Consider the following 17,144-nt stretch of genomic DNA (forward strand, 5'->3'; position numbering starts at 1 on the left):
AATGCGCATCTCCAGCACGCAGTACTTCAACATGAACGTCGCGACGATGAGCGATCAGCAAGCTCAACTGTCGCAGTTGTACGCCGAGATCTCGAGCGGTGTGAGCCTCTCCACTCCGTCGGACAATCCGCTCGGCGCGGCACAGGCGGTGCAGTTGAGCTCGACGGCGACGACCCTGTCGCAATACACGACCAACCAGGGCACCGCGCTGGCGTCGCTCCAGCAGGAAGACACCACGCTCGGCAGCGTCAACACCGTGCTGCAAACCATTCATACGCTGGTGCTGCGCGCCGGCGACGGTTCGCTGAACGACGGCGACCGCGGCTCGATCGCGACGCAGCTGCAAAGCTTGCGCAGCCAGCTGATGACGCTCGCCAATTCGACCGATCCGCAAGGCAACTACCTGTTCGCCGGTTATCAAAGCAGCGCGCAGCCGTACACCACGAACTCGGCCGGCGTCGTGACCTATTCCGGCGACACGGGCACGCCCGGCGTGCAGATTACCGACTCGCACGTCGTGCAGACCGGCGACAACGGCATTTCGATCTTCGGCAGCGTGGCGCCGATCGGCACCAATTCCGTGCCGGCCGCGACGACGGGTAACACCGGTACGGGCGTGATCAGCTCCGTGAGCCTGAACAACCCGACCGATCCGACCAATGCGGACAAGTACTCGATCAATTTTTCGTCGGCGACCACCTACACCGTGAGCCAGACCGATCCGGCTACCGGCGCGGTGACCACGAGTGCGCCGCAGGCGTTTACCGCCGGTTCGGCCATCACGCTCGGCGGCCAGTCGGTGTCGATTACCGGTGCGCCGAACGCGGGCGACAGTTTCACGGTGACGCCGGCCACGCAAGGCAGCATGGACGTGTTCGCCAATCTGAGCCAGTTGATCACCACGTTGCAAACGCCGGTGTCGGGCGGCGCCTCGACGGCCAGCTTCCAGAGCGCGTTGACTACCAGCATGGCCCAGCTCGAGAACACGATGAACAACGTCGTGACGGCGCAAGCGGCGGTGGGTGGTCGCGAGCAGGAAGTGCAGGCGTTGCAGACGGTCACGCAGACCAACACGCTGCAGACCTCCAGCAACCTGGCGGATCTGACGCAGACCGACATGGTCAAGACGATCGGCAAATACACGATGACGCAGGCTGCGCTGCAAGCGGCGCAACAGGCGTTCGCGAAGATTCAGAACATCTCGCTGTTCCAGTACCTGAGCTGATAACACGAGCGGTCTGAGACGGAGAAGGGCGCAAACCAGTGTGAATCGGTTCCGCCCTTCGTCTTTTTGGAGTGCGCTGCATTGCGCAGTCGGTGCTTGCACCGGCCCAAGCGATGGAAAACCTAAAAACCTGCTGAGATGTAGTCAGTCGAGTAGAACGCGACCGTCAAGATTGATAGGCCAAACAACCAACCAGCCCATTTCGAGGCGGACCAGCGCTTCCATGCAACCGAATTGACGAGGCCCAGGAGCACGGCCGGCCCCAACAGGTATGCGAGAAGAAGCGCCGTATCCCACGACGAGACAGCGCATTTGCCGAGCTCATGGCACCTGGCCATGGATTTATCGGCATGATGTGGCCATTGGTTGTGACTGAAGGCATATAAACATGCCCATGTCAGGAATAGACCGCAAAAACAGCCGGCCAACGAGACACCAATGCGCTTCACTTGATCTCCCAGAACAGGATCGATTTTGAGCCACGCAGGTCGGAGTAACTCACCTCGGAAGCTACGGTTGCACCCTGCCGAAATGACTGGATACCCACGTAACGCCCAATAGTCGCTACGCCGTCAAAGAAGCCGCTGATCGTCAGTCGTGAACCGTTCCAAAGATCAATGTGCCCACCGCTTGCAGTGCCTACGCTTTCGCCTTCGCGCGTCCAATAGCGCGAAAACTGAATGATGCCGGTGCGGCCCTTGACCTTTGATTCCCAATCTGCGCCCGTCATATCTTCCGCCTTCGGGAGCCCTGCAAACGGACGCAGCTGCAACCACTTGCCCAATTCGTCGGCTCGCGTCGCGGTAGCTTTGCCATCAAGCATGATCCGCCCAATGGACGATTGACCCGAGAGCGGTTTAACCCATCTCTGTGAAAATGACTTCATTTCGACGCCGACCCGGTGGAATGTCACACTCATCCGAATAGCGCATTGGTCGCGATAAGCTGGATTATCGTAGGGATCGCCCGATGGATAGTGATCCCACAACTCCTGAAAAGTCAGTGCCTTCAGTTGCACTTCCTTGATCGAATTCGGCGTCGAATTGGTTTCTACCTCGGTCGTTTTATTCGGCATTGGTCAGGACCCTTCCTGTCTCGCAAGCGCTGCATCGCCCCAATACACTTTGTAATGGGTGACTGCTTCGGCGTGGACACGTGGCAGATAACCGTATTCGTCAAGCCGCCCGGATATAGTGCTGCCGTTGGCCGATTCGATGAAGTACGGATAGCCTTCGAGGCTCGCCACCGTCGTCGCGACGCGCACCTGTTCGTCATAGATGCCCTTTGCCAGCGCCGAATTGTCGATAGTGGATACGACACGGCTCGCGGCCACAGCGATGTCGTCAGTCCAGTAGAAACAGCCAGGATTGAGGCTGGCCATCACATAGTTGAGTCCGCATGGACACAACACCAGATCGCCTTCGACAACGCCGGGCTGTCCCCTGTAGCACCGGCGCGTAGCCGTGCCGACTATCCTGAACACGCCCTTGCAATTGCCGCATGTTGCTTCGTCGCCATCCAGTGCGAACGGCTTGCCTTGGTCCATCATGTGAGTGGCCGAACCGCCAATGACGACGCCGCCTGTCGTTGTCGGGCTGCCTTGCACCACGAGCGCCTTACGCATGGATCTCGTCTCCCTCGAAGCACGCGAGCCTGTACCCCGTCCCACCGAGTGTCGTAATCCGACACGTCGTTTCGTTCCTTTCGCTTCCCGGCATTCTCAATGTCTCCCGTATGAAATGAGCCAACGTGGATGGGATTCGCGTGCGGTCGTTGAGCGCACCTATCCCGCAATCCATTTCGGCGAATCACAGACGGATTAGGTATCCGACAAGTCTGAAAAAATGGATATTTATGCAACGATTTGGGCATGCCTGATGTGGGCCAACCGGGCAACGCAGACAGCGTGATCTTCTCGGAAGCGTTGAAGTCGCGACCTAAGACGGCAACCTGTCCTGCTACCGCGGACGCCGTTGCAATACCGCACGCGAAGCGAATCGCTTCAGTTCGGATTGCACGCGAAAAAACGCCCGCTCTGGGCGGGCATGAAGATTAGCGACTCGCTACAACGTGTCGACGCAAAGGCCACGTAGCACCCTTAGTCAAAACTTCACTACCTGAACCCCGCCGCCACGCGCCCCATCTGATCGAGGCCGACGTCGAAGAGCCGTATGAAGAACGGGATCATGTTCGGGGTCATCAGTTGCAGAAGCAGCATGCCGATCAGCATGGTGAGCGGGAAGCCGATCTGAAAGACGCCGATCTGCGGCGCGGCGCGATTCAGAATACCGAGCGAGAGGTTGGTGATGAGGAGCGCGACGACCACCGGCAGCGACAGCAACAGCCCTGCTGAAAACACCGTGCTGCCGAAGTTCGCCAGTGTGCGCCAGCCGGGCGCGCCGAGAATGTTCGCCGATACCGGCACCGACTGGAAGGTGGTGAGCAGCGCGCTGATCATCTGCAAATGGCCGTCGATCACCAGAAACACCAGCATCGCGATGGTGTTCATGTAGCTCGACAGCACCTGGCTCGAACTGGCGGCTTGCGCGTCGAAGAACGTCGCGAAGCCGAGGCCCATGCCGAGACCGACGAAGTCGCCGGTCGCGCTGATCGCCTGAAACACGATCTGCATGGTGACGCCGAGTGCGATGCCGATCAGGAACTGGTTGACGATGATCCACACGCCTTCGGCGGAAAACACCGTGACCTGCGGCAGCGCGCCGAGTGTCGGCGCGACGATGATCGTGACGAACGCCGCAAGGCCGATCTTCACACGCATTGGCAGCGAACGGTTGCCGAGCACCGGTGCGGTGGCGACCAGCGCGAGAATGCGCACGAACGGCCACAGGAACGCGGTGAGCCAGGCGTTCAGTTGCGCGTAGGTGACGGAAAACATCGCGGTGGGGAAGGGAAGGTCGAGACCGGCGCCGCGCTCAGTTGACGAGCGTCGGAATGTTGGTGAGCGTCTGGCGCAGATAGTCGAGCATGGTCGTCAGCATCCATGGCCCGGCGATCACCATCGTGACGGCAATCGCGAGCAGCTTGGGAATGAACGACAGCGTGCTTTCGTTGATCTGCGTGGCGGCCTGAAACAGGCTCACCACCAGACCGACCACCAGCGCGACCAGCAGCAACGGCGCGGCAAGCAGCAGGCCGACATACATGGCCTGGTGCGCGAGCGTCATGACGGATTCTTGATTCATGGCGATAGGACCGGAAGCGTGAAGGGCGCGAGGGGCGGTGAAAAAACGCGGTAAAAAAACGCGGTTAAACGAAGCTCTGTGCCAGCGAGCCGAGCAGCAACTGCCAGCCGTCGACCAGCACGAACAGCATCAGCTTGAACGGCAGCGAAATGGTCGCGGGCGACACCATCATCATGCCCATCGACATCAGCACGCTCGCCACCACCATGTCGATGATCAGGAACGGGATGAAAATCGTGAAGCCGATCTGGAAGCCGGTTTTCAATTCGCTCGTCACGAACGAAGGCACCAGCAGCGACAACGGTACATCTTCCGGACCCTGCATCGGCGCGGCGTGTGAAATGCGGGCGAACAGCGCGAGGTCGCTTTCGCGGGTCTGGCGCAGCATGAACGTCTTGAACGGCGCGAGGCCACGGTTCACCGCTGTCTCCATCGGCATCGTGCCGTCGGAGAACGGCTTGTAGCCGTCGGTGTAAGCCTTGTCGAGCACCGGCGACATGACGAACAACGTAAGGAACAGCGCGAGCCCGACGAGAACCTGGTTAGGCGGCGTCGTGGTCGTGCCGAGCGCCTGGCGCAGCAGCGAGAGCACGATGATGATGCGCGTGAAGCTCGTCATCATCAGCACCATGGCCGGCAGGAACGACAGCATCGTGAGCAGCAGCATGGTCTGCACACTCAGCGAGTACGTCGTGCCGCCGTTCGGGCCGGGGCTCGTATTGAAGGCCGGCAAGCCGGCCGTTTGCGCGAACGACAGGGTCGGCAGCGCGAGCATCAGCGCCGCCAGTACGACGGGCGCAACGGGGGTGACGCGGCGTAGAGCGTGCACAACCACGGGAATCACTTTCGAAGCGGTGCTGGACATGCGAGCGGATTGCGCGTGACGCGCCGAAGAAAGACTGAACTGCATTACCGAACCTCGCCGCCTTGCCCGTTGAAACGTTTGCCCACTTCGCCTTTCAATGCATCGCGAAAGCGTTGGCCGAAAGTGCCCGGCAGTGCCGTACCGGTAGCCTGCGTGCCTGCCGGACCGGCTTGCGACGCGCCGAGCGCATCGACGGCGGCCGAACCGGCCGGCATCGTGTGAAGCAGGCGCACGTTGCCGGGCGCAGTGCCGAGCACGAGCCACGTATCGCCGATCTCGACCACCGCGACGCGCTCCTTGCCGCCGAGCGAGGCGCCGCCGATCGTTTTCACGAGGCCGCCGCGGTTCGCCGGCTGCAAGCCGAAGCGGCGTGCGAGCCATGCGCAAGCGAACACCAGACCGATCACGACCAGCAGGCCGACGATGGTTTGCAACACCGCGCCGACGCCGAGCGCCGGAACCGCGCTACCCGCACCGACACCCGAGGCGATTTTCGCGGCATTGTTGACCGCATTCATGTCCGCCGCGCCAGCGGCCGACGGTGTGAGCAACATGAAGATCGACGCCGGGGCGGATAGCGCCACCGCGACGTTGGCAGCCAGTGCGGCGCGAATCGGAACAGTGCGCGACGCGGCGCGACCGGCTACGCGTTTCATCGATTCAACTTCCGGATGCGTTCGGACGGCGTGATGATGTCGGTCAGACGGATACCGAACTTGTCGTTCACCACCACCACTTCACCCTGTGCGATCAGACAGCCGTTGACCAGCACGTCCATCGGCTCGCCCGCCATGCCGTCCAGTTCCACCACCGACCCCTGTGCGAGTTGCAGTAGGTTGCGGATCGCGATCTTGGTGCGGCCGAGTTCGACGGTCATCTGAACAGGAATGTCCAGGATCATGTCGATGTCGTTGCGCGTCGAGGTCGGCTCGACTTTCGACAACGGCTGGAACACGCCGGCCGTCGTCGCACTGACTTCCGAATTGTCGTTCTGCTCGGCCAGCGCGCTGGCCCAGTCCGCCATGGCCGCTTCGTCTTCGGCCGCGGCTGCGTCGGCGGCCAGTTGCGGCTCGCCAGCGGCCAGCTCGGCCTCGGTTTTTGCGTTCAGGTCACTCATATCCACCTTCCTTCATCGTGTCGGCTGCGCTGATCATTTTCTGGACCCGCAACGCGTACTGACCATTGAAAATTCCGTAGCCGCATTCCATCACCGGCACGCCATCGACTTTCGCCGTGATGTGTTCGGGGATGTTGATCGGCAGAACATCGCCTTTGCGCATGTTCAGGATCTGTTCGAACGTGACCGGCACCTGCGCGAGGTCGGCGGTCAGTTCCACTTCCGCGGCCTGCACCTGCTGCGACAGCACGCGGACCCAGCGGCGGTCGACTTCGAGCGCCTCGCCCTGAATCGGCGACGAAAGAATGTCGCGGATCGGTTCGATCATCGAGTACGGCATGCAGATGTGCAGCGTGCCGCCCGTCGTGCCGAACTCAATCGAGAACTGCGTGACGATGACGATTTCGTTCGGCGTCGCCACGTTGGCGAACTGCGTGTGCATTTCCGAGCGCACGTATTCGAATTGCAGCGGGCGCACGCTTTTCCACGACGCCGTGTAGTGCTCGAACGTGAGGTTGAGCAGCTTCATGATGATGCGCTGCTCGGTCTGCGTGAAATCGCGGCCTTCTACGCGGGTATGGAAACGCCCGTCGCCGCCGAACAGGTTGTCGACCACGAAGAACACCAGGTTCGGGTCGAACACGAATAGCGACGTGCCGCGCAACGGCTTCACGTGGACCAGATTCAGGTTGGTCGGGATCGGCAGATTGCGGGTGAACTCGCTGTACTTCTGCACCTTCACCGGACCGACGGAGATTTCCGCCGAGCGCCGCATGAAGTTGAAGATACCGACGCGCAACAGACGCGCAAACCGGTCGTTGATGATTTCGAGGCCAGGCATCCGGCCGCGGACGATGCGTTCCTGCGTCGCGATGTTGTAGGGCCGTACGCCCACACGCTCGCTTTGCTCGGCTTCCGAATCGGACTCGCCGGTTACGCCCTTGAGGAGAGCATCGACCTCCTCCTGGGACATGAACTCTTCGTGGCCCATTCCTTATTCCTCGTGCGTCCCGTGGCGGTTGATGATGGCAGCGCTGATTAACGTCACGACCGACGTCACTGCACGACGAATTCGGTGAACAGCACGTCCTGGACATGGATCGGCACGGCGCCCTTGTCGGTCGGCTGTTCGATCAGTGTCCGGAGTTCCGTGGCGAGCGCGCGCTTGCCTTCGAGCGGCGCCAGTTCGTCAGGGTGTTTGTTCGACAGCGCGAGCAGGATACGGCTGCGCACTTCGGGCATGTGCTCGGTCAGTTCCTGCTGGGTCTTCGCGTCGGTGAGTTTCAGCGTCAGGCCGATGCGCAGGAAGTGCTGCTGGCCGTCGTCCGATTGCAGATTGACGGTCATCGATTCGAGCGGGAAAAACAGCGGCGCGGGTGCCGGGGCCGGCGCGGCTTCCGCCGAGGCTGTGGCGGGTGCGCGCTTGGACATGAAGAACCATACGCCCGCGCCGGCTGCGCCCGCGGCGATGATCGCGATGAGCACGATCAGGATGATGCGCTTCAAGGGGCCCGGGGAGGCGGGCGCGGCTTGCTGGGGTGCGGTCGTGGTTGCCATGAGGTTTGCTTTGCTTGCCTTTAGTGCTGGTGATGGTGATTGTTGTTTATTTGCCTGCGGCGCGATGGGTCGAAAAGAAGGGTTATTGCGGGCTATCTCTGGTTTTTGGGGTTTTTGCTGTCGCGGCCGGTGGGGTTGGCCTTTCCTTGAATTCGCTTTGGTCTATTGGCGTTGCCCCTGTGCGGGGCGGCACTTACTTTCTTTGCCGCCGCAAAGAAAGTAAGCAAAGAAAGCGGCTTCACACCGCTAATCCCTAAGCGGGGCCCTCACGCAGTCGCGGTAGTGGTGCATCTGGAATCAGTCTCCTCGCACATTCAACGTTCGTGACAAGGCAGTCATTCTTCCGGCGGCGCTGCGCGCGCCGTGGCGGTTTTTCATCCAGTGCCTGACGCGAATCGGCGCCCTTTGAAGGGCGCCGATAACCCGTTGCCTTGAGACTCCCATGCCTTCGGCCCACAGCGGCGCCGGGGCTCAAGGCGTCAGCATCACGCGAATGTGTCCACCAAGCCCACTGTGCGTCGCGCCGGTACGTTGACCGCCATGTCGACCGTGTCTGAGCCGCTGCCGCCGCCATATGATCCGCTCGCACTGCCCGAGCGGCCGCCAGAGCGGCCAGAGTCGGCGCTCTGTTGTTGGCCGCCCTGGCGCGCAAAGCCGTCGCTGACGCTCGCGCTGCCCAAGCCGATCCCGTTTGATTCCATCGCCTCGCGTAGTTTCGGCAACGCCGCTTCGACCGCTTCGCGCACGGATTGATGCTGCGAAACAAACAATGCATGGGCGTGGTTGTCGGCAACTTGCAAGACAACCTGCAAGGGACCAAGGTCCTTCGGGTTCAGCGTCAGTTCGGCGCTCTGTGAATGCGCGTTCGACAGGAACACCACCTTCTGACTCAATGCGTCCTCCCAGTCGGTCGTGCCGACCTGAGGTGATAGTGCGTTTGCCGCTTGCGCCGCGCCGGCATTGCCGGTGGTCTGGACGGCAGCGGTCGCGCTCGCCGCGCTGGCCGCCGCCTGCGTGGCGGCCAGCGCCGCTGTCGCTGCGTCCGCCGCGCTCTTGAAGGATGCGAGATCGTCACCCTGCGTGCCGCCGGCCGTTGCCGTCAATGCGTCGTTCGCCGCCTTTGCCGCTGCGGACGGGTCCGCCACGGTCGTCGCCGCCGTCGTCAAAGCGGCCTTCGACGCGCTCGATCCCTTGCCGTCGCCGAACAGGCCACTGGCCAAGGTCTTGCCGTCCGAGGTTCCGTTCGAGGTTCCGTTAAGTCCCGCGTTCGTGCCAGCCGCGAGGCCGTTCGCCGACGTCGCGGCATTGGCGGCGGCGCCGCTCGCCATTGCTTGGGGGGGGACGCCCTGGCCATTCGCCAAAGCCGCCAGCGCCGCTTGCAATGCGTCTTGCAACGACTTTGGATCCGTAGCGGTAGTTTTCTTGCCTGAGGTGCCGCCCGTCGTGGCGTCCGTGGTCGTGCCGGGCAACGCGGTCGCGGCGTCGGCCAAGGCCGTGGCGGGGTCGGCGGTGGCCGGCGTAGCCGCGTTGTCCGCGTTAGCTTGCGCTTGTGCTTGCGCCTGGGCCTGTGCTGCGGCGGCTGCCGCGGCGGTGCCCGCGTCGGTCTGGGTCGCCGTGTTGCCGGCCTTCGGCGGCGTGGCGGCGGGCTTGTCGGTCGAAGCCTGTTGCGTGTTGCCCGCCGATGCCGACGACGACGCGGAGTTCACCGGCTTGCCGGCGTCCTTGCTGCTGCTCGTGTCGTCCGTGCTCTGCGCGCTTGAATCAGCCGGCGGCGGAGCATCGTGCACGCTCGACGAAGACGACGATCCAGAAGACGCCGCAGCCGCAGCCTGCTGCTGTTGCTGCTGGCTCGCGCTCTGCGCGGCAGCACTGTTTTGCTGGTCGATGCTCTGCTGCAGGGTTTGCGAGAACGGTTTGGCGTTTGCCGCAGCGGCAATGGCCGCGCTGGTGGACGTGCTGCTGGCGGAGCCGAGCAGCGAGCCGATCTGTGAAAGAAGCGACATAGGGAATCCTGTCAATCCGTCAAACGGGGTGTTCGGTCAGTCAAGGCGGCGCTCATGCACCTTCGGCGCGCATCCGCAGAATCCGGGCGGCGTGTTCGTCGGCGTCGCGCTGGTCGCGCCGCGCCGTGGTCCTGGCTTCGGCTGCTTCGCCGCGCGCCTGCAGCACTTCATATGAGCCGAGCTTCTGCTTCTGGCGCTGCCAGTCGGGCTTCGCGGCCTCGACGCGCGCGGTGGCCGTCGCCAGCAGATTGCGCTGCTGTTCGATGGCGGCGTCGAGCGTGTCGATGAACGCCTGGAAGTTGCGCATGTTGCCCGCGGGCATGCCTGTCTGGGCGGTCGCCGTGAAGCGTGCGTGATATTCGTCGCGATACTGCACGAGGGCGTCGAGTTGCGCCTGCACATCGTTGCGCTCGCGCTGCGCGCGGCCCAGACGTTGCGCGGCGGCGTCGACATCGTCCTGGGCCAGGCCGATGAGGGTCTTGATCGGAAAGTGTTTCGCCATCGTCAGCCTCCTTGGGCAAACAGCGCGTCCAGCATCTCGAGACTCGGTTCAAAGTTCGCGCACTCGCGAAAACCTTGCTGCAAAAATGCTTCCATCCGCGGATACAGCGCGATGGCGCGGTCGAGCAGCGCGTCGCGCCCGCTCGAATACGCGCCGACGTTGATCAGATCGCGGTTGCGCTGATAGCGCGACAGCATCTGCTTGAACATACGCGTCTTGTCCAGATGGTTATCGTCGATCAGCGCGGTCATTGCCCGGCTAATCGACGCTTCGATGTCGATGGCCGGATAGTGGCCGGCTTCAGCCAGCGAGCGCGACAGCACGATGTGGCCGTCCAGAATCGCTCGCGCGGAGTCGGCGATCGGGTCCTGCTGGTCGTCGCCCTCGGTCAGCACGGTGTAGAACGCGGTGATCGAACCGCCGCCCGCCGGGCCGTTGCCAGTGCGTTCGACGAGCGCCGGCAGCTTGGCGAACACCGAAGGCGGATAGCCCTTGGTGGCGGGCGGCTCGCCCACGGCCAGCGCGATCTCGCGCTGCGCCATTGCGTAGCGGGTCAGCGAATCCATCAGCAGCAGCACATGCTTGCCCTGGTCACGGAAATATTCGGCGAGCGAGGTCGAATACGACGCGGCCTGCATCCGCAGAAGCGGCGAGACGTCGGCGGGCGCAGCGATCACCACGGAGCGCGCCAAACCTTCCTCGCCGAGAATCTGCTCGATGAATTCCTTCACTTCGCGGCCGCGTTCGCCGATCAGGCCGATCACGATCACCTCGGCGCTGGTGTAGCGCGCCATCGTGCCGAGCAGCACCGATTTACCGACGCCCGAACCGGCGAACAGGCCCATGCGCTGACCACGTCCGACCGTCAGCAGCGCGTTGATCGCGCGCACGCCGACGTCGAGCACCTTGTGGATCGGTTCGCGATTGAGCGGATTGATGACCGGTGCGGACAACGGCGCGTCGGCATGCGCGCCAAGCGGGCCGAGTCCGTCGAGCGGACGGCCGGACGCATCCAGCACGCGGCCGAGCAATTCCCAGCCGACCGGCAGACGTTTCGCGCCGGCCATCGGATCGGCGATCGGCGCGCTTTCGAGCGGATAGACGCGCGCGCCGGGCAGCAGGCCGATCACTTCGGTGGTCGGCATCAGAAACAGTTTGTCGCCGGAGAAGCCGACCACTTCGGCTTCGGCCATCGGCAGTGAACTGCCTTGCGGCAGTTCGATCATCACTTCCGCGCCCACCGAGAGGCGCAGGCCGACGGCTTCCAGCACGAGGCCGGCGGCGCGCGTGAGACGACCGCAGGCGCGCATCGGCTTGGCGATCGCATTGCGTGCGCGCAGCGCGTCGAGGCGGCCGCGCCAGGCCTGCATGTGCGGATTGCTGTCGAGCGCGGGGTCGTACGGGGGGAAGGGAACAGCGGCGGGAGCGGGGCTCGATGGGGCGGCGTCGTGGCTCGCGGCGGCGCCCGCCGCCGGATGGGCATGCGCCGGATCGCGCAGGGCGGCTTCAATGGCGGCGACCGCCGCCGCGGCGGGTGTGACCGCGGCCGGGACGTCTGCCAGCGCCTCGGCGCCGAACGACGCCAGCGCCAGTTCGCGTTCGAGCGGCGTCAGATCGCTGGCGCGAATCTCTTCGAGCGTCGGCTTTACCATGTGCTCACCTTGCCGAGTGCGGCGGCCACGCGCTCCCAGCGCGTATCGATGCCGGCGTCCACTTCGCCGGTTCCGGCCTGCGCGCGGCAGCCGCCGCGCTCCACGGCCGGATCGGTGCGCACGGTCCAGCCGCGCGTTTGCAGTTCTTCCATCAGATAGGCTTCGACCACCGGCAGATCGGCGGGACTCACGATCAGGGCCGGCGCACCGACCAGCGTGGGCTCGCTCGCCAGCACCTCACGCGCGGCGGCGATCAGCGCGGTCGGGTCGTGCTGCACGTGCTGACGCACCACCTGCTGCGCGATGTCGAGCGCCAGTGCGACCAGCGTTTCGGAGATCGCGCCCTGGGCGCCGTCGAGCGCCGACTTGAAAGTTTCAGCGAGGGCGGCGAGCCGCGCCGCTTCTTCGCGCGCTTCACTCTGGCCTTGCTCGAAGCCCTGCGCATGACCTTGCTCGTAGCCGGCCTGGTAGCCGAGCGCCTGACCGGCCACGTGGCCGGAGGCGATGCCCTGTGCATGCGCGGCGTCGCGCAGACGTTCGAGTTCGGCCTCGAACGCGCCGTCGTCGACTTCGGGTTCGGGCGGTGCCGGCGGTACTGGATCGAACGAAGCCATCTCCCAGCGCTGGTAGGCCGAGAGGCTTTCCTTCGCCGAGGAGTTCTGATCAGACATATGCATCTTCGGCCTTGCCGCCTAGAACGATCTGGCCGCCTTCAGCCAGGTTGCGCACGATCTGCAGGATGCGGCGCTGCTGCGTCTCGACTTCGGAGACGCGCACCGGACCGCGCGCGTCGAGGTCTTCGGCGAGCAGTTCGGCAGCACGCTGCGACATGTTCGACAGGAACTTCTGGCGCAGCGCGGGCGGCGCGCCCTTCAGCGAGATGATCAACGCCTCGGACTCGACTTCCTTCAGCAGCAGCTGAATTGCGCGGTCTTCCAGATCGAGCAGGTTCTCGAACACAAACATCTGATCAATGATCTTCTGCGCAAGTTCCGCGTCGTACTGGCGAACGTTCTCGATGACGCCTTCTTCATGATTGCTCGACATGAAGTTGAGAATCTCGGCCGCCGTGCGGATCCCGCCCATCGGGCTGCGCTTGAGGTTGTCGCTGCCGGACAGGAGGCCCGTCAGCACGTCGTCGAGTTCGCGCAGCGCGGCCGGCTGGATGCCGTCGAGCGTCGCGATCCGCAGCAGCACGTCGTTGCGCAGCCGCTCCGTGAAGCAGGCGACGATTTCCGACGCCTGATCGCGATCCAGGTGAACGAGGATGGTCGCGATGATCTGCGGATGCTCGTTCTTGATGAGTTCGGCGACCGCCGCGGAATCCATCCACTTCAGGCCTTCGATACCGCTGGTATCGCTGCCCTGCAAAATCCGGTCGATGATCGCGCCGGCCTTGTCGTCGCCGAGCGCCTTGGTCAGCACCGAACGGATGTACTCGTTCGAATCCAGCGACATGCCGGTGTGCTGCTCGGCCTCGCGTACGAACTCCTGCAGCACTTCGTCGACCTGCTCGCGGGTCACGCTCTTCAGTGCGGCCATCGCGACGCCGATCTTCTGGACTTCGCGCGGCCCGAGGAACTTGAACACCTGCGCGGCTTCTTCCTCGCCGATCGACATCAGCAGGAGCGCGCTCTTCATTACGCCTTCAGCGCTCATCGGACACCCAATTTTTCACGACGGTTGCAACGATCTTCGGATCCTGGCGGGCGATGCTGCGCGCGAATTCCAGGTTCCGCTCATATTTGTGCTTGGAGCTTTCGAGCGCGAGCAGTTCGCTGTCGGTTTCCAGTTCGGCGACCGAGCTTCCGTTTGCGCCCGCGCGCTCGGCGGCGGGGATGCCATCCAGCAGGACCGGCTCGTCCGGCGACGGCAGCGCCCCGGCGACGACCGGCTCCGGCGGCGGGAAAGCGCGGCGCAGCGCCGGCTTGACCATCACGAAGTAAAGGAACAGGGCGACCGCGCCGATGCCGAGGTAGGTGGCGATCTGCTTGGCGAGCGCGATCATGTCCGGCGTGCGCCACCACGGCAGGTCGGCGTTCGGGTCGAGGTCGGTGCTGAACGGGCTGTTGACCACGTTCACCGAGTCACCGCGCGCCGAGTCGAAGCCCATTGCGTCCTTGACCAGCTGGTTGACCTGCGCGAGCTTGTCGGCGGTGACCGGCTGCATCGTGGCGTGACCCTTGGCGTCGACCACTCGCATGTAGTTCACCACGACCGCCACCGAGAGACGCTTGATGCCGCCCATCGGCCGCTCGAGGTGCCGCACTGTCTTGTCGAGTTCGTAGTTGGTGGTCGAGTCCTTGCGGTCGCTGACCGGCGTGGTCGTCACGCCGCTCGCGCCGTTCGGTGCGTTGATCGGCGCGGACGCCGGCTGCGGCGGCTGGTTCGACAGCGCGCCCGGTACGCCCGAGGCGGCGCCTTGCGACATTTCGGTGGCGCTGCTCGACTGCTGGCTGCGGATCGCCGCCTGCTGCGGGTTGCCGTTCGGGCCGTAGTTTTCCGAGGTCTGCTCGCTATGCGAGAAGTCGATGTCGGCGCTGACCTGCGAATGCGCGTTGCCCGAGCCGAACAACGGCGAGAGGATCGCGTCGATACGTTGCTGGGTGCTGCGCTCGATCTGCTGGCGGTACTTTAGTTGCGAGGCGTCGAGTCCGCTGCCGGTGGAAGGCTGCGTCAGCAGGTTGCCGTCCTGGTCGAGAATCGTCACGCCCTTGACCGGCATATCCGGCACCGCCGAGGACACCATATGGGTGATCGCCAGCACCTGGCCGTCGTCGAGCGCGCGGCCCGGGTAGAGGTTGACCAGCACGGAGGCGGACGGCGCTTCCTTGTCGCGCACGAAGACGGAGGGTTTCGGGATCGCCAGATGCACGCGGGCCGACTTCACCGACGAAATCGATTCGATCGTGCGCTCCAGCTCGCCTTCCAGGGCGCGCTGATAGTTGATCTGCTCGGCAAACTGGCTGATGCCGAATTTCTGGTTGTCCATCAGCTCGAAGCCGACCGAACCGCTCTTGGGCAGACCTTGCGACGCGAGCCGCAGACGCATCTCATGCACCTGTTCGGCCGGCACGAGGATCGCCCCGCCCGCATCGGAGAACTTATAGGGAATGTTGGCCGCTTGCAGCGCCGTGATGATCGCGCCGCCGTCGCGGTCCGACAGATTGCTGTAGAGCACCTTGTAGTCCGGCGCCCGCGACCACAGGAACAGGCCCGCCACCACGGCGACCAGCAGCGCGACGGCGAAAATCAACGGCGCGCGCGGGTTGCCGCGCATTTGCGCGAGGCCTGACAGACGTTGACCAAAGTTGCCGCCGAGGTTGCCCGAAAGGCCGCCCAGGTCCGCGCCGCCGCCGGCCTGGCCGGCGCCGGCCGCACCGGCGCCAGGCTGCGCGCCGGCGAGGCCCATGCGGGCGTCGGGGTTGATCAAAGAGTTGGCTGACGAATCCATGCGTCGGGTTTCTCCGGGATGCCTTTTGCGTTCTGCCGCTTACCGCGCCGAGGGTCGGCGGGCGTGCGGACAGAGACTTTCACCATTGAAATTATCCGTGGCGCGGCTCAACCCGATTGCTTGAATAGAGCCGGGTTTCCCCCCTAGTTTCGGGGCTTTCCCGTATGGCTGCGGCGCTATGCTTTCGTCCAGATCGGTACGGTTCTGGCATGCCGGTCGTCATTCCCTGGAGAAAACATGACTTTCCCCGTGAACGCGCTCTCGTCGGCGCTGCAACAGATGCAGTCGATGGCGGCGCAAGCGGCCGGCGGCAGCAATGCCGTCGCCGACACCTCCGGCGCGGCAACGCCCACCGGTTTTGCCTCGGCGCTGAAAGCTTCGCTGGACAAGATCAGCGGCGATCAGACCAAGGCGATCGGCGAATCGAAGGCGTTCGAACTCGGCGCGTCCAACGTGTCGCTCAACGACGTGATGGTCGATATGCAAAAGGCCAACGTGGGCTTCCAGTTCGGCCTGCAGGTGCGCAACAAGCTGGTGTCCGCCTATAACGACATCATGCAGATGTCGGTATGAGCGCGCCTCGGGCGGCAAGGTTCGTCCGCCCGCCCGAACGCGTGCACGCCGTGTGGCCCTCGCGGGCCGCGCCATTCGGCCCCTTAATCCTCCTTACACCGGCCTAAAGCTTTCCGGCTGCCTATCCGATAACCAGATACAGGCAGCGATCGGGGTGCGGCAACGTGCCCGGATAGGGAGCCACGACCCAACCGCAGTGCAAGACAGGAGGAGCGCCGATGTTTTCCCCAGGACACTCTGGAGCCAATGCGTACGCACGCGTCGGCGTCGAGACAGGGGTGATGGGCGCGAGTCCGCATCGTCTGATCGTGATGTTGTATCAGGGCGCGCGGCAGGCCATCGCGCAGGCGCGCATGCATCTGCAGCAAGGCAATGTGCCGGGTCGTGGAGAGGCGATCGGCAAGGCGATCCAGATCGTCGAAAGCGGGCTGCAGCAGTCGCTCAACCTTGAGGCGGGCGGCGAGATTGCGGAGCGGTTGAATGCGCTATATAGCTATATGTCGCGCCGGCTGCTCGAAGCCAACATAAAACAAAGCGAGGCGATGCTGGTCGAGGTGGATGGCCTTCTGGCGACACTCGAAGAGGCATGGATCGGGATTGCCCCGGAGATCGCGCGGATGGCAGCTCAGCCGGCCGCGGAAAGCATGAGATGACATCGAACGCAGAATACTTCGCCCGATACGAGGCGATTGCAGCGATTTCCTGCCGCATGTTGATGGCTGCCCGGCGCGCACTGTGGAACGATCTGGTCCACTTGCAGGAGGAATACCGCCATCTGGTGGAGTCGTTGCGGGACGCCGAAACCGGCGTGAAGCTCGACGAGGGGGAGCGCCTGCGTAAATACGCGCTGATCCGCCAGATTCTCGCCGACGACGCTGCAATCCGCGATCTGGCGAATCCGCGCATGGCCAGTCTGTCGGCGCTGTTCGCCGGACGGCCGACTCACGTGCTCAAGGAGTTGTACGGGGCGCGCTGAGTTTCGCCGCGCGCACC

General features: G+C 63.8%; 19 protein-coding genes. 4 read left to right on the forward strand and 15 right to left on the reverse strand.

Going from position 1 to position 17,144, the window contains the following annotated elements; all coding sequences use genetic code 11:
* The first annotated feature begins 1 nt into the window (after position 1).
* A complete protein-coding gene (flgL, locus tag BLW71_RS16930; RefSeq protein WP_091798066.1) occupies positions 2 to 1,225 on the forward strand; it encodes a flagellar hook-associated protein FlgL in 1,224 nt (407 codons plus the stop codon).
* 445 nt (positions 1,226 to 1,670) lie between these two features.
* Here flgL and BLW71_RS16935 read toward each other — a convergent pair whose 3' ends face one another.
* From BLW71_RS16935 to fliF, 15 genes are all read right to left on the reverse strand, one after another.
* Complete coding sequence (locus BLW71_RS16935) at positions 1,671 to 2,300, reverse strand: type VI secretion system amidase effector protein Tae4 (protein WP_091798069.1); 630 nt, start codon at positions 2,298 to 2,300, stop codon at positions 1,671 to 1,673.
* Between the two features lie 3 nt (positions 2,301 to 2,303).
* The gene (locus tag BLW71_RS16940) at positions 2,304 to 2,849 is read right to left on the reverse strand and encodes a PAAR domain-containing protein (RefSeq protein WP_091798072.1); all 546 of its coding nucleotides are present in this window, start codon (positions 2,847 to 2,849) and stop codon (positions 2,304 to 2,306) included.
* Between the two features lie 489 nt (positions 2,850 to 3,338).
* On the reverse strand, positions 3,339 to 4,121 hold the full coding sequence (gene fliR / locus BLW71_RS16945; protein WP_091798075.1) for a flagellar biosynthetic protein FliR: 783 nt from the start codon (positions 4,119 to 4,121) through the stop codon (positions 3,339 to 3,341).
* A 37-nt stretch (positions 4,122 to 4,158) separates the two neighbouring features.
* Positions 4,159 to 4,428 carry a flagellar biosynthesis protein FliQ gene (gene fliQ / locus BLW71_RS16950; protein ID WP_011490196.1) on the reverse strand — a complete coding sequence of 90 codons (270 nt, stop codon included), beginning with the start codon at positions 4,426 to 4,428 and terminating at the stop codon, positions 4,159 to 4,161.
* Positions 4,429 to 4,492: 64 nt separating this feature from the next.
* Positions 4,493 to 5,338 carry a flagellar type III secretion system pore protein FliP gene (gene fliP, locus BLW71_RS16955; protein ID WP_091798078.1) on the reverse strand — a complete coding sequence of 282 codons (846 nt, stop codon included), beginning with the start codon at positions 5,336 to 5,338 and terminating at the stop codon, positions 4,493 to 4,495.
* On the reverse strand, positions 5,338 to 5,949 hold the full coding sequence (gene fliO, locus BLW71_RS16960; RefSeq protein WP_091798082.1) for a flagellar biosynthetic protein FliO: 612 nt from the start codon (positions 5,947 to 5,949) through the stop codon (positions 5,338 to 5,340). The genes fliP and fliO overlap by 1 nt, the downstream gene beginning before the upstream one ends.
* Entirely contained in the window at positions 5,946 to 6,410 is a 465-nt protein-coding gene (fliN, locus tag BLW71_RS16965; RefSeq protein WP_091798085.1) for a flagellar motor switch protein FliN, read from the reverse strand. The genes fliO and fliN overlap by 4 nt, the downstream gene beginning before the upstream one ends.
* Positions 6,403 to 7,401, reverse strand: coding sequence for a flagellar motor switch protein FliM (gene fliM / locus BLW71_RS16970; protein ID WP_091798088.1), 999 nt, complete (start codon positions 7,399 to 7,401; stop codon positions 6,403 to 6,405). The genes fliN and fliM overlap by 8 nt, the downstream gene beginning before the upstream one ends.
* A 65-nt stretch (positions 7,402 to 7,466) precedes the next feature.
* Positions 7,467 to 7,967, reverse strand: coding sequence for a flagellar basal body-associated protein FliL (gene fliL / locus BLW71_RS16975; protein ID WP_091798091.1), 501 nt, complete (start codon positions 7,965 to 7,967; stop codon positions 7,467 to 7,469).
* 485 nt (positions 7,968 to 8,452) lie between these two features.
* Positions 8,453 to 9,970, reverse strand: a complete 1,518-nt coding sequence (locus tag BLW71_RS16980) for a flagellar hook-length control protein FliK (protein ID WP_091798093.1) — start codon at positions 9,968 to 9,970, stop codon at positions 8,453 to 8,455.
* A 52-nt stretch (positions 9,971 to 10,022) separates the two neighbouring features.
* On the reverse strand, positions 10,023 to 10,472 hold the full coding sequence (gene fliJ, locus BLW71_RS16985) for a flagellar export protein FliJ (protein ID WP_091798096.1): 450 nt from the start codon (positions 10,470 to 10,472) through the stop codon (positions 10,023 to 10,025).
* Positions 10,473 to 10,474: 2 nt separating this feature from the next.
* Positions 10,475 to 12,124: a flagellar protein export ATPase FliI gene (fliI, locus tag BLW71_RS16990; protein WP_091798099.1), complete on the reverse strand. Its 1,650-nt coding sequence runs from the start codon at positions 12,122 to 12,124 to the stop codon at positions 10,475 to 10,477.
* Positions 12,118 to 12,801: a flagellar assembly protein FliH gene (fliH, locus tag BLW71_RS16995; RefSeq protein WP_177205053.1), complete on the reverse strand. Its 684-nt coding sequence runs from the start codon at positions 12,799 to 12,801 to the stop codon at positions 12,118 to 12,120. The genes fliI and fliH overlap by 7 nt, the downstream gene beginning before the upstream one ends.
* Complete coding sequence (gene fliG / locus BLW71_RS17000) at positions 12,788 to 13,783, reverse strand: flagellar motor switch protein FliG (RefSeq protein ID WP_007179928.1); 996 nt, start codon at positions 13,781 to 13,783, stop codon at positions 12,788 to 12,790. The genes fliH and fliG overlap by 14 nt, the downstream gene beginning before the upstream one ends.
* Positions 13,773 to 15,578 carry a flagellar basal-body MS-ring/collar protein FliF gene (gene fliF, locus BLW71_RS17005; RefSeq protein ID WP_091798102.1) on the reverse strand — a complete coding sequence of 602 codons (1,806 nt, stop codon included), beginning with the start codon at positions 15,576 to 15,578 and terminating at the stop codon, positions 13,773 to 13,775. Before fliF ends, fliG begins: the two co-directional genes overlap by 11 nt.
* 237 nt (positions 15,579 to 15,815) lie before the next feature.
* On the opposite strand from fliF, the gene fliE reads away from it, so the two are divergent.
* The 3 genes from fliE to BLW71_RS17020 all read left to right on the forward strand — a co-directional run bounded on the left by fliE (position 15,816) and on the right by BLW71_RS17020 (position 17,127).
* Positions 15,816 to 16,151, forward strand: a complete 336-nt coding sequence (fliE, locus tag BLW71_RS17010) for a flagellar hook-basal body complex protein FliE (protein WP_091798105.1) — start codon at positions 15,816 to 15,818, stop codon at positions 16,149 to 16,151.
* A gap of 218 nt (positions 16,152 to 16,369) precedes the next feature.
* Entirely contained in the window at positions 16,370 to 16,804 is a 435-nt protein-coding gene (fliS, locus tag BLW71_RS17015) for a flagellar export chaperone FliS (RefSeq protein WP_091798108.1), read from the forward strand.
* A complete protein-coding gene (locus BLW71_RS17020) occupies positions 16,801 to 17,127 on the forward strand; it encodes a flagellar protein FliT (RefSeq protein ID WP_091798111.1) in 327 nt (108 codons plus the stop codon). The genes fliS and BLW71_RS17020 overlap by 4 nt, the downstream gene beginning before the upstream one ends.
* Positions 17,128 to 17,144 lie beyond the last annotated feature (17 nt).

It is taken from the genome of Burkholderia sp. WP9 (assembly GCF_900104795.1).
GTDB lineage: Bacteria > Pseudomonadota > Gammaproteobacteria > Burkholderiales > Burkholderiaceae > Paraburkholderia.

Bases quoted from the DNA above. Each gene is read 5' to 3' on its own strand.
- flgL (WP_091798066.1), top strand. From the start codon at position 2: ATGCGCATCTCCAGCACGCAGTACTTCAACATGAACGTCGCGACGATG.
- BLW71_RS16935 (WP_091798069.1), bottom strand. From the start codon at position 2,300: ATGCCGAATAAAACGACCGAGGTAGAAACCAATTCGACGCCGAATTCG.
- BLW71_RS16940 (WP_091798072.1), bottom strand. From the start codon at position 2,849: ATGCGTAAGGCGCTCGTGGTGCAAGGCAGCCCGACAACGACAGGCGGC.
- fliR (WP_091798075.1), bottom strand. From the start codon at position 4,121: ATGTTTTCCGTCACCTACGCGCAACTGAACGCCTGGCTCACCGCGTTC.
- fliQ (WP_011490196.1), bottom strand. From the start codon at position 4,428: ATGAATCAAGAATCCGTCATGACGCTCGCGCACCAGGCCATGTATGTC.
- fliP (WP_091798078.1), bottom strand. From the start codon at position 5,338: ATGCAGTTCAGTCTTTCTTCGGCGCGTCACGCGCAATCCGCTCGCATG.
- fliO (WP_091798082.1), bottom strand. From the start codon at position 5,949: ATGAAACGCGTAGCCGGTCGCGCCGCGTCGCGCACTGTTCCGATTCGC.
- fliN (WP_091798085.1), bottom strand. From the start codon at position 6,410: ATGAGTGACCTGAACGCAAAAACCGAGGCCGAGCTGGCCGCTGGCGAG.
- fliM (WP_091798088.1), bottom strand. From the start codon at position 7,401: ATGGGCCACGAAGAGTTCATGTCCCAGGAGGAGGTCGATGCTCTCCTC.
- fliL (WP_091798091.1), bottom strand. From the start codon at position 7,967: ATGGCAACCACGACCGCACCCCAGCAAGCCGCGCCCGCCTCCCCGGGC.
- BLW71_RS16980 (WP_091798093.1), bottom strand. From the start codon at position 9,970: ATGTCGCTTCTTTCACAGATCGGCTCGCTGCTCGGCTCCGCCAGCAGC.
- fliJ (WP_091798096.1), bottom strand. From the start codon at position 10,472: ATGGCGAAACACTTTCCGATCAAGACCCTCATCGGCCTGGCCCAGGAC.
- fliI (WP_091798099.1), bottom strand. From the start codon at position 12,124: ATGGTAAAGCCGACGCTCGAAGAGATTCGCGCCAGCGATCTGACGCCG.
- fliH (WP_177205053.1), bottom strand. From the start codon at position 12,801: ATGCATATGTCTGATCAGAACTCCTCGGCGAAGGAAAGCCTCTCGGCC.
- fliG (WP_007179928.1), bottom strand. From the start codon at position 13,783: ATGAGCGCTGAAGGCGTAATGAAGAGCGCGCTCCTGCTGATGTCGATC.
- fliF (WP_091798102.1), bottom strand. From the start codon at position 15,578: ATGGATTCGTCAGCCAACTCTTTGATCAACCCCGACGCCCGCATGGGC.
- fliE (WP_091798105.1), top strand. From the start codon at position 15,816: ATGACTTTCCCCGTGAACGCGCTCTCGTCGGCGCTGCAACAGATGCAG.
- fliS (WP_091798108.1), top strand. From the start codon at position 16,370: ATGTTTTCCCCAGGACACTCTGGAGCCAATGCGTACGCACGCGTCGGC.
- BLW71_RS17020 (WP_091798111.1), top strand. From the start codon at position 16,801: ATGACATCGAACGCAGAATACTTCGCCCGATACGAGGCGATTGCAGCG.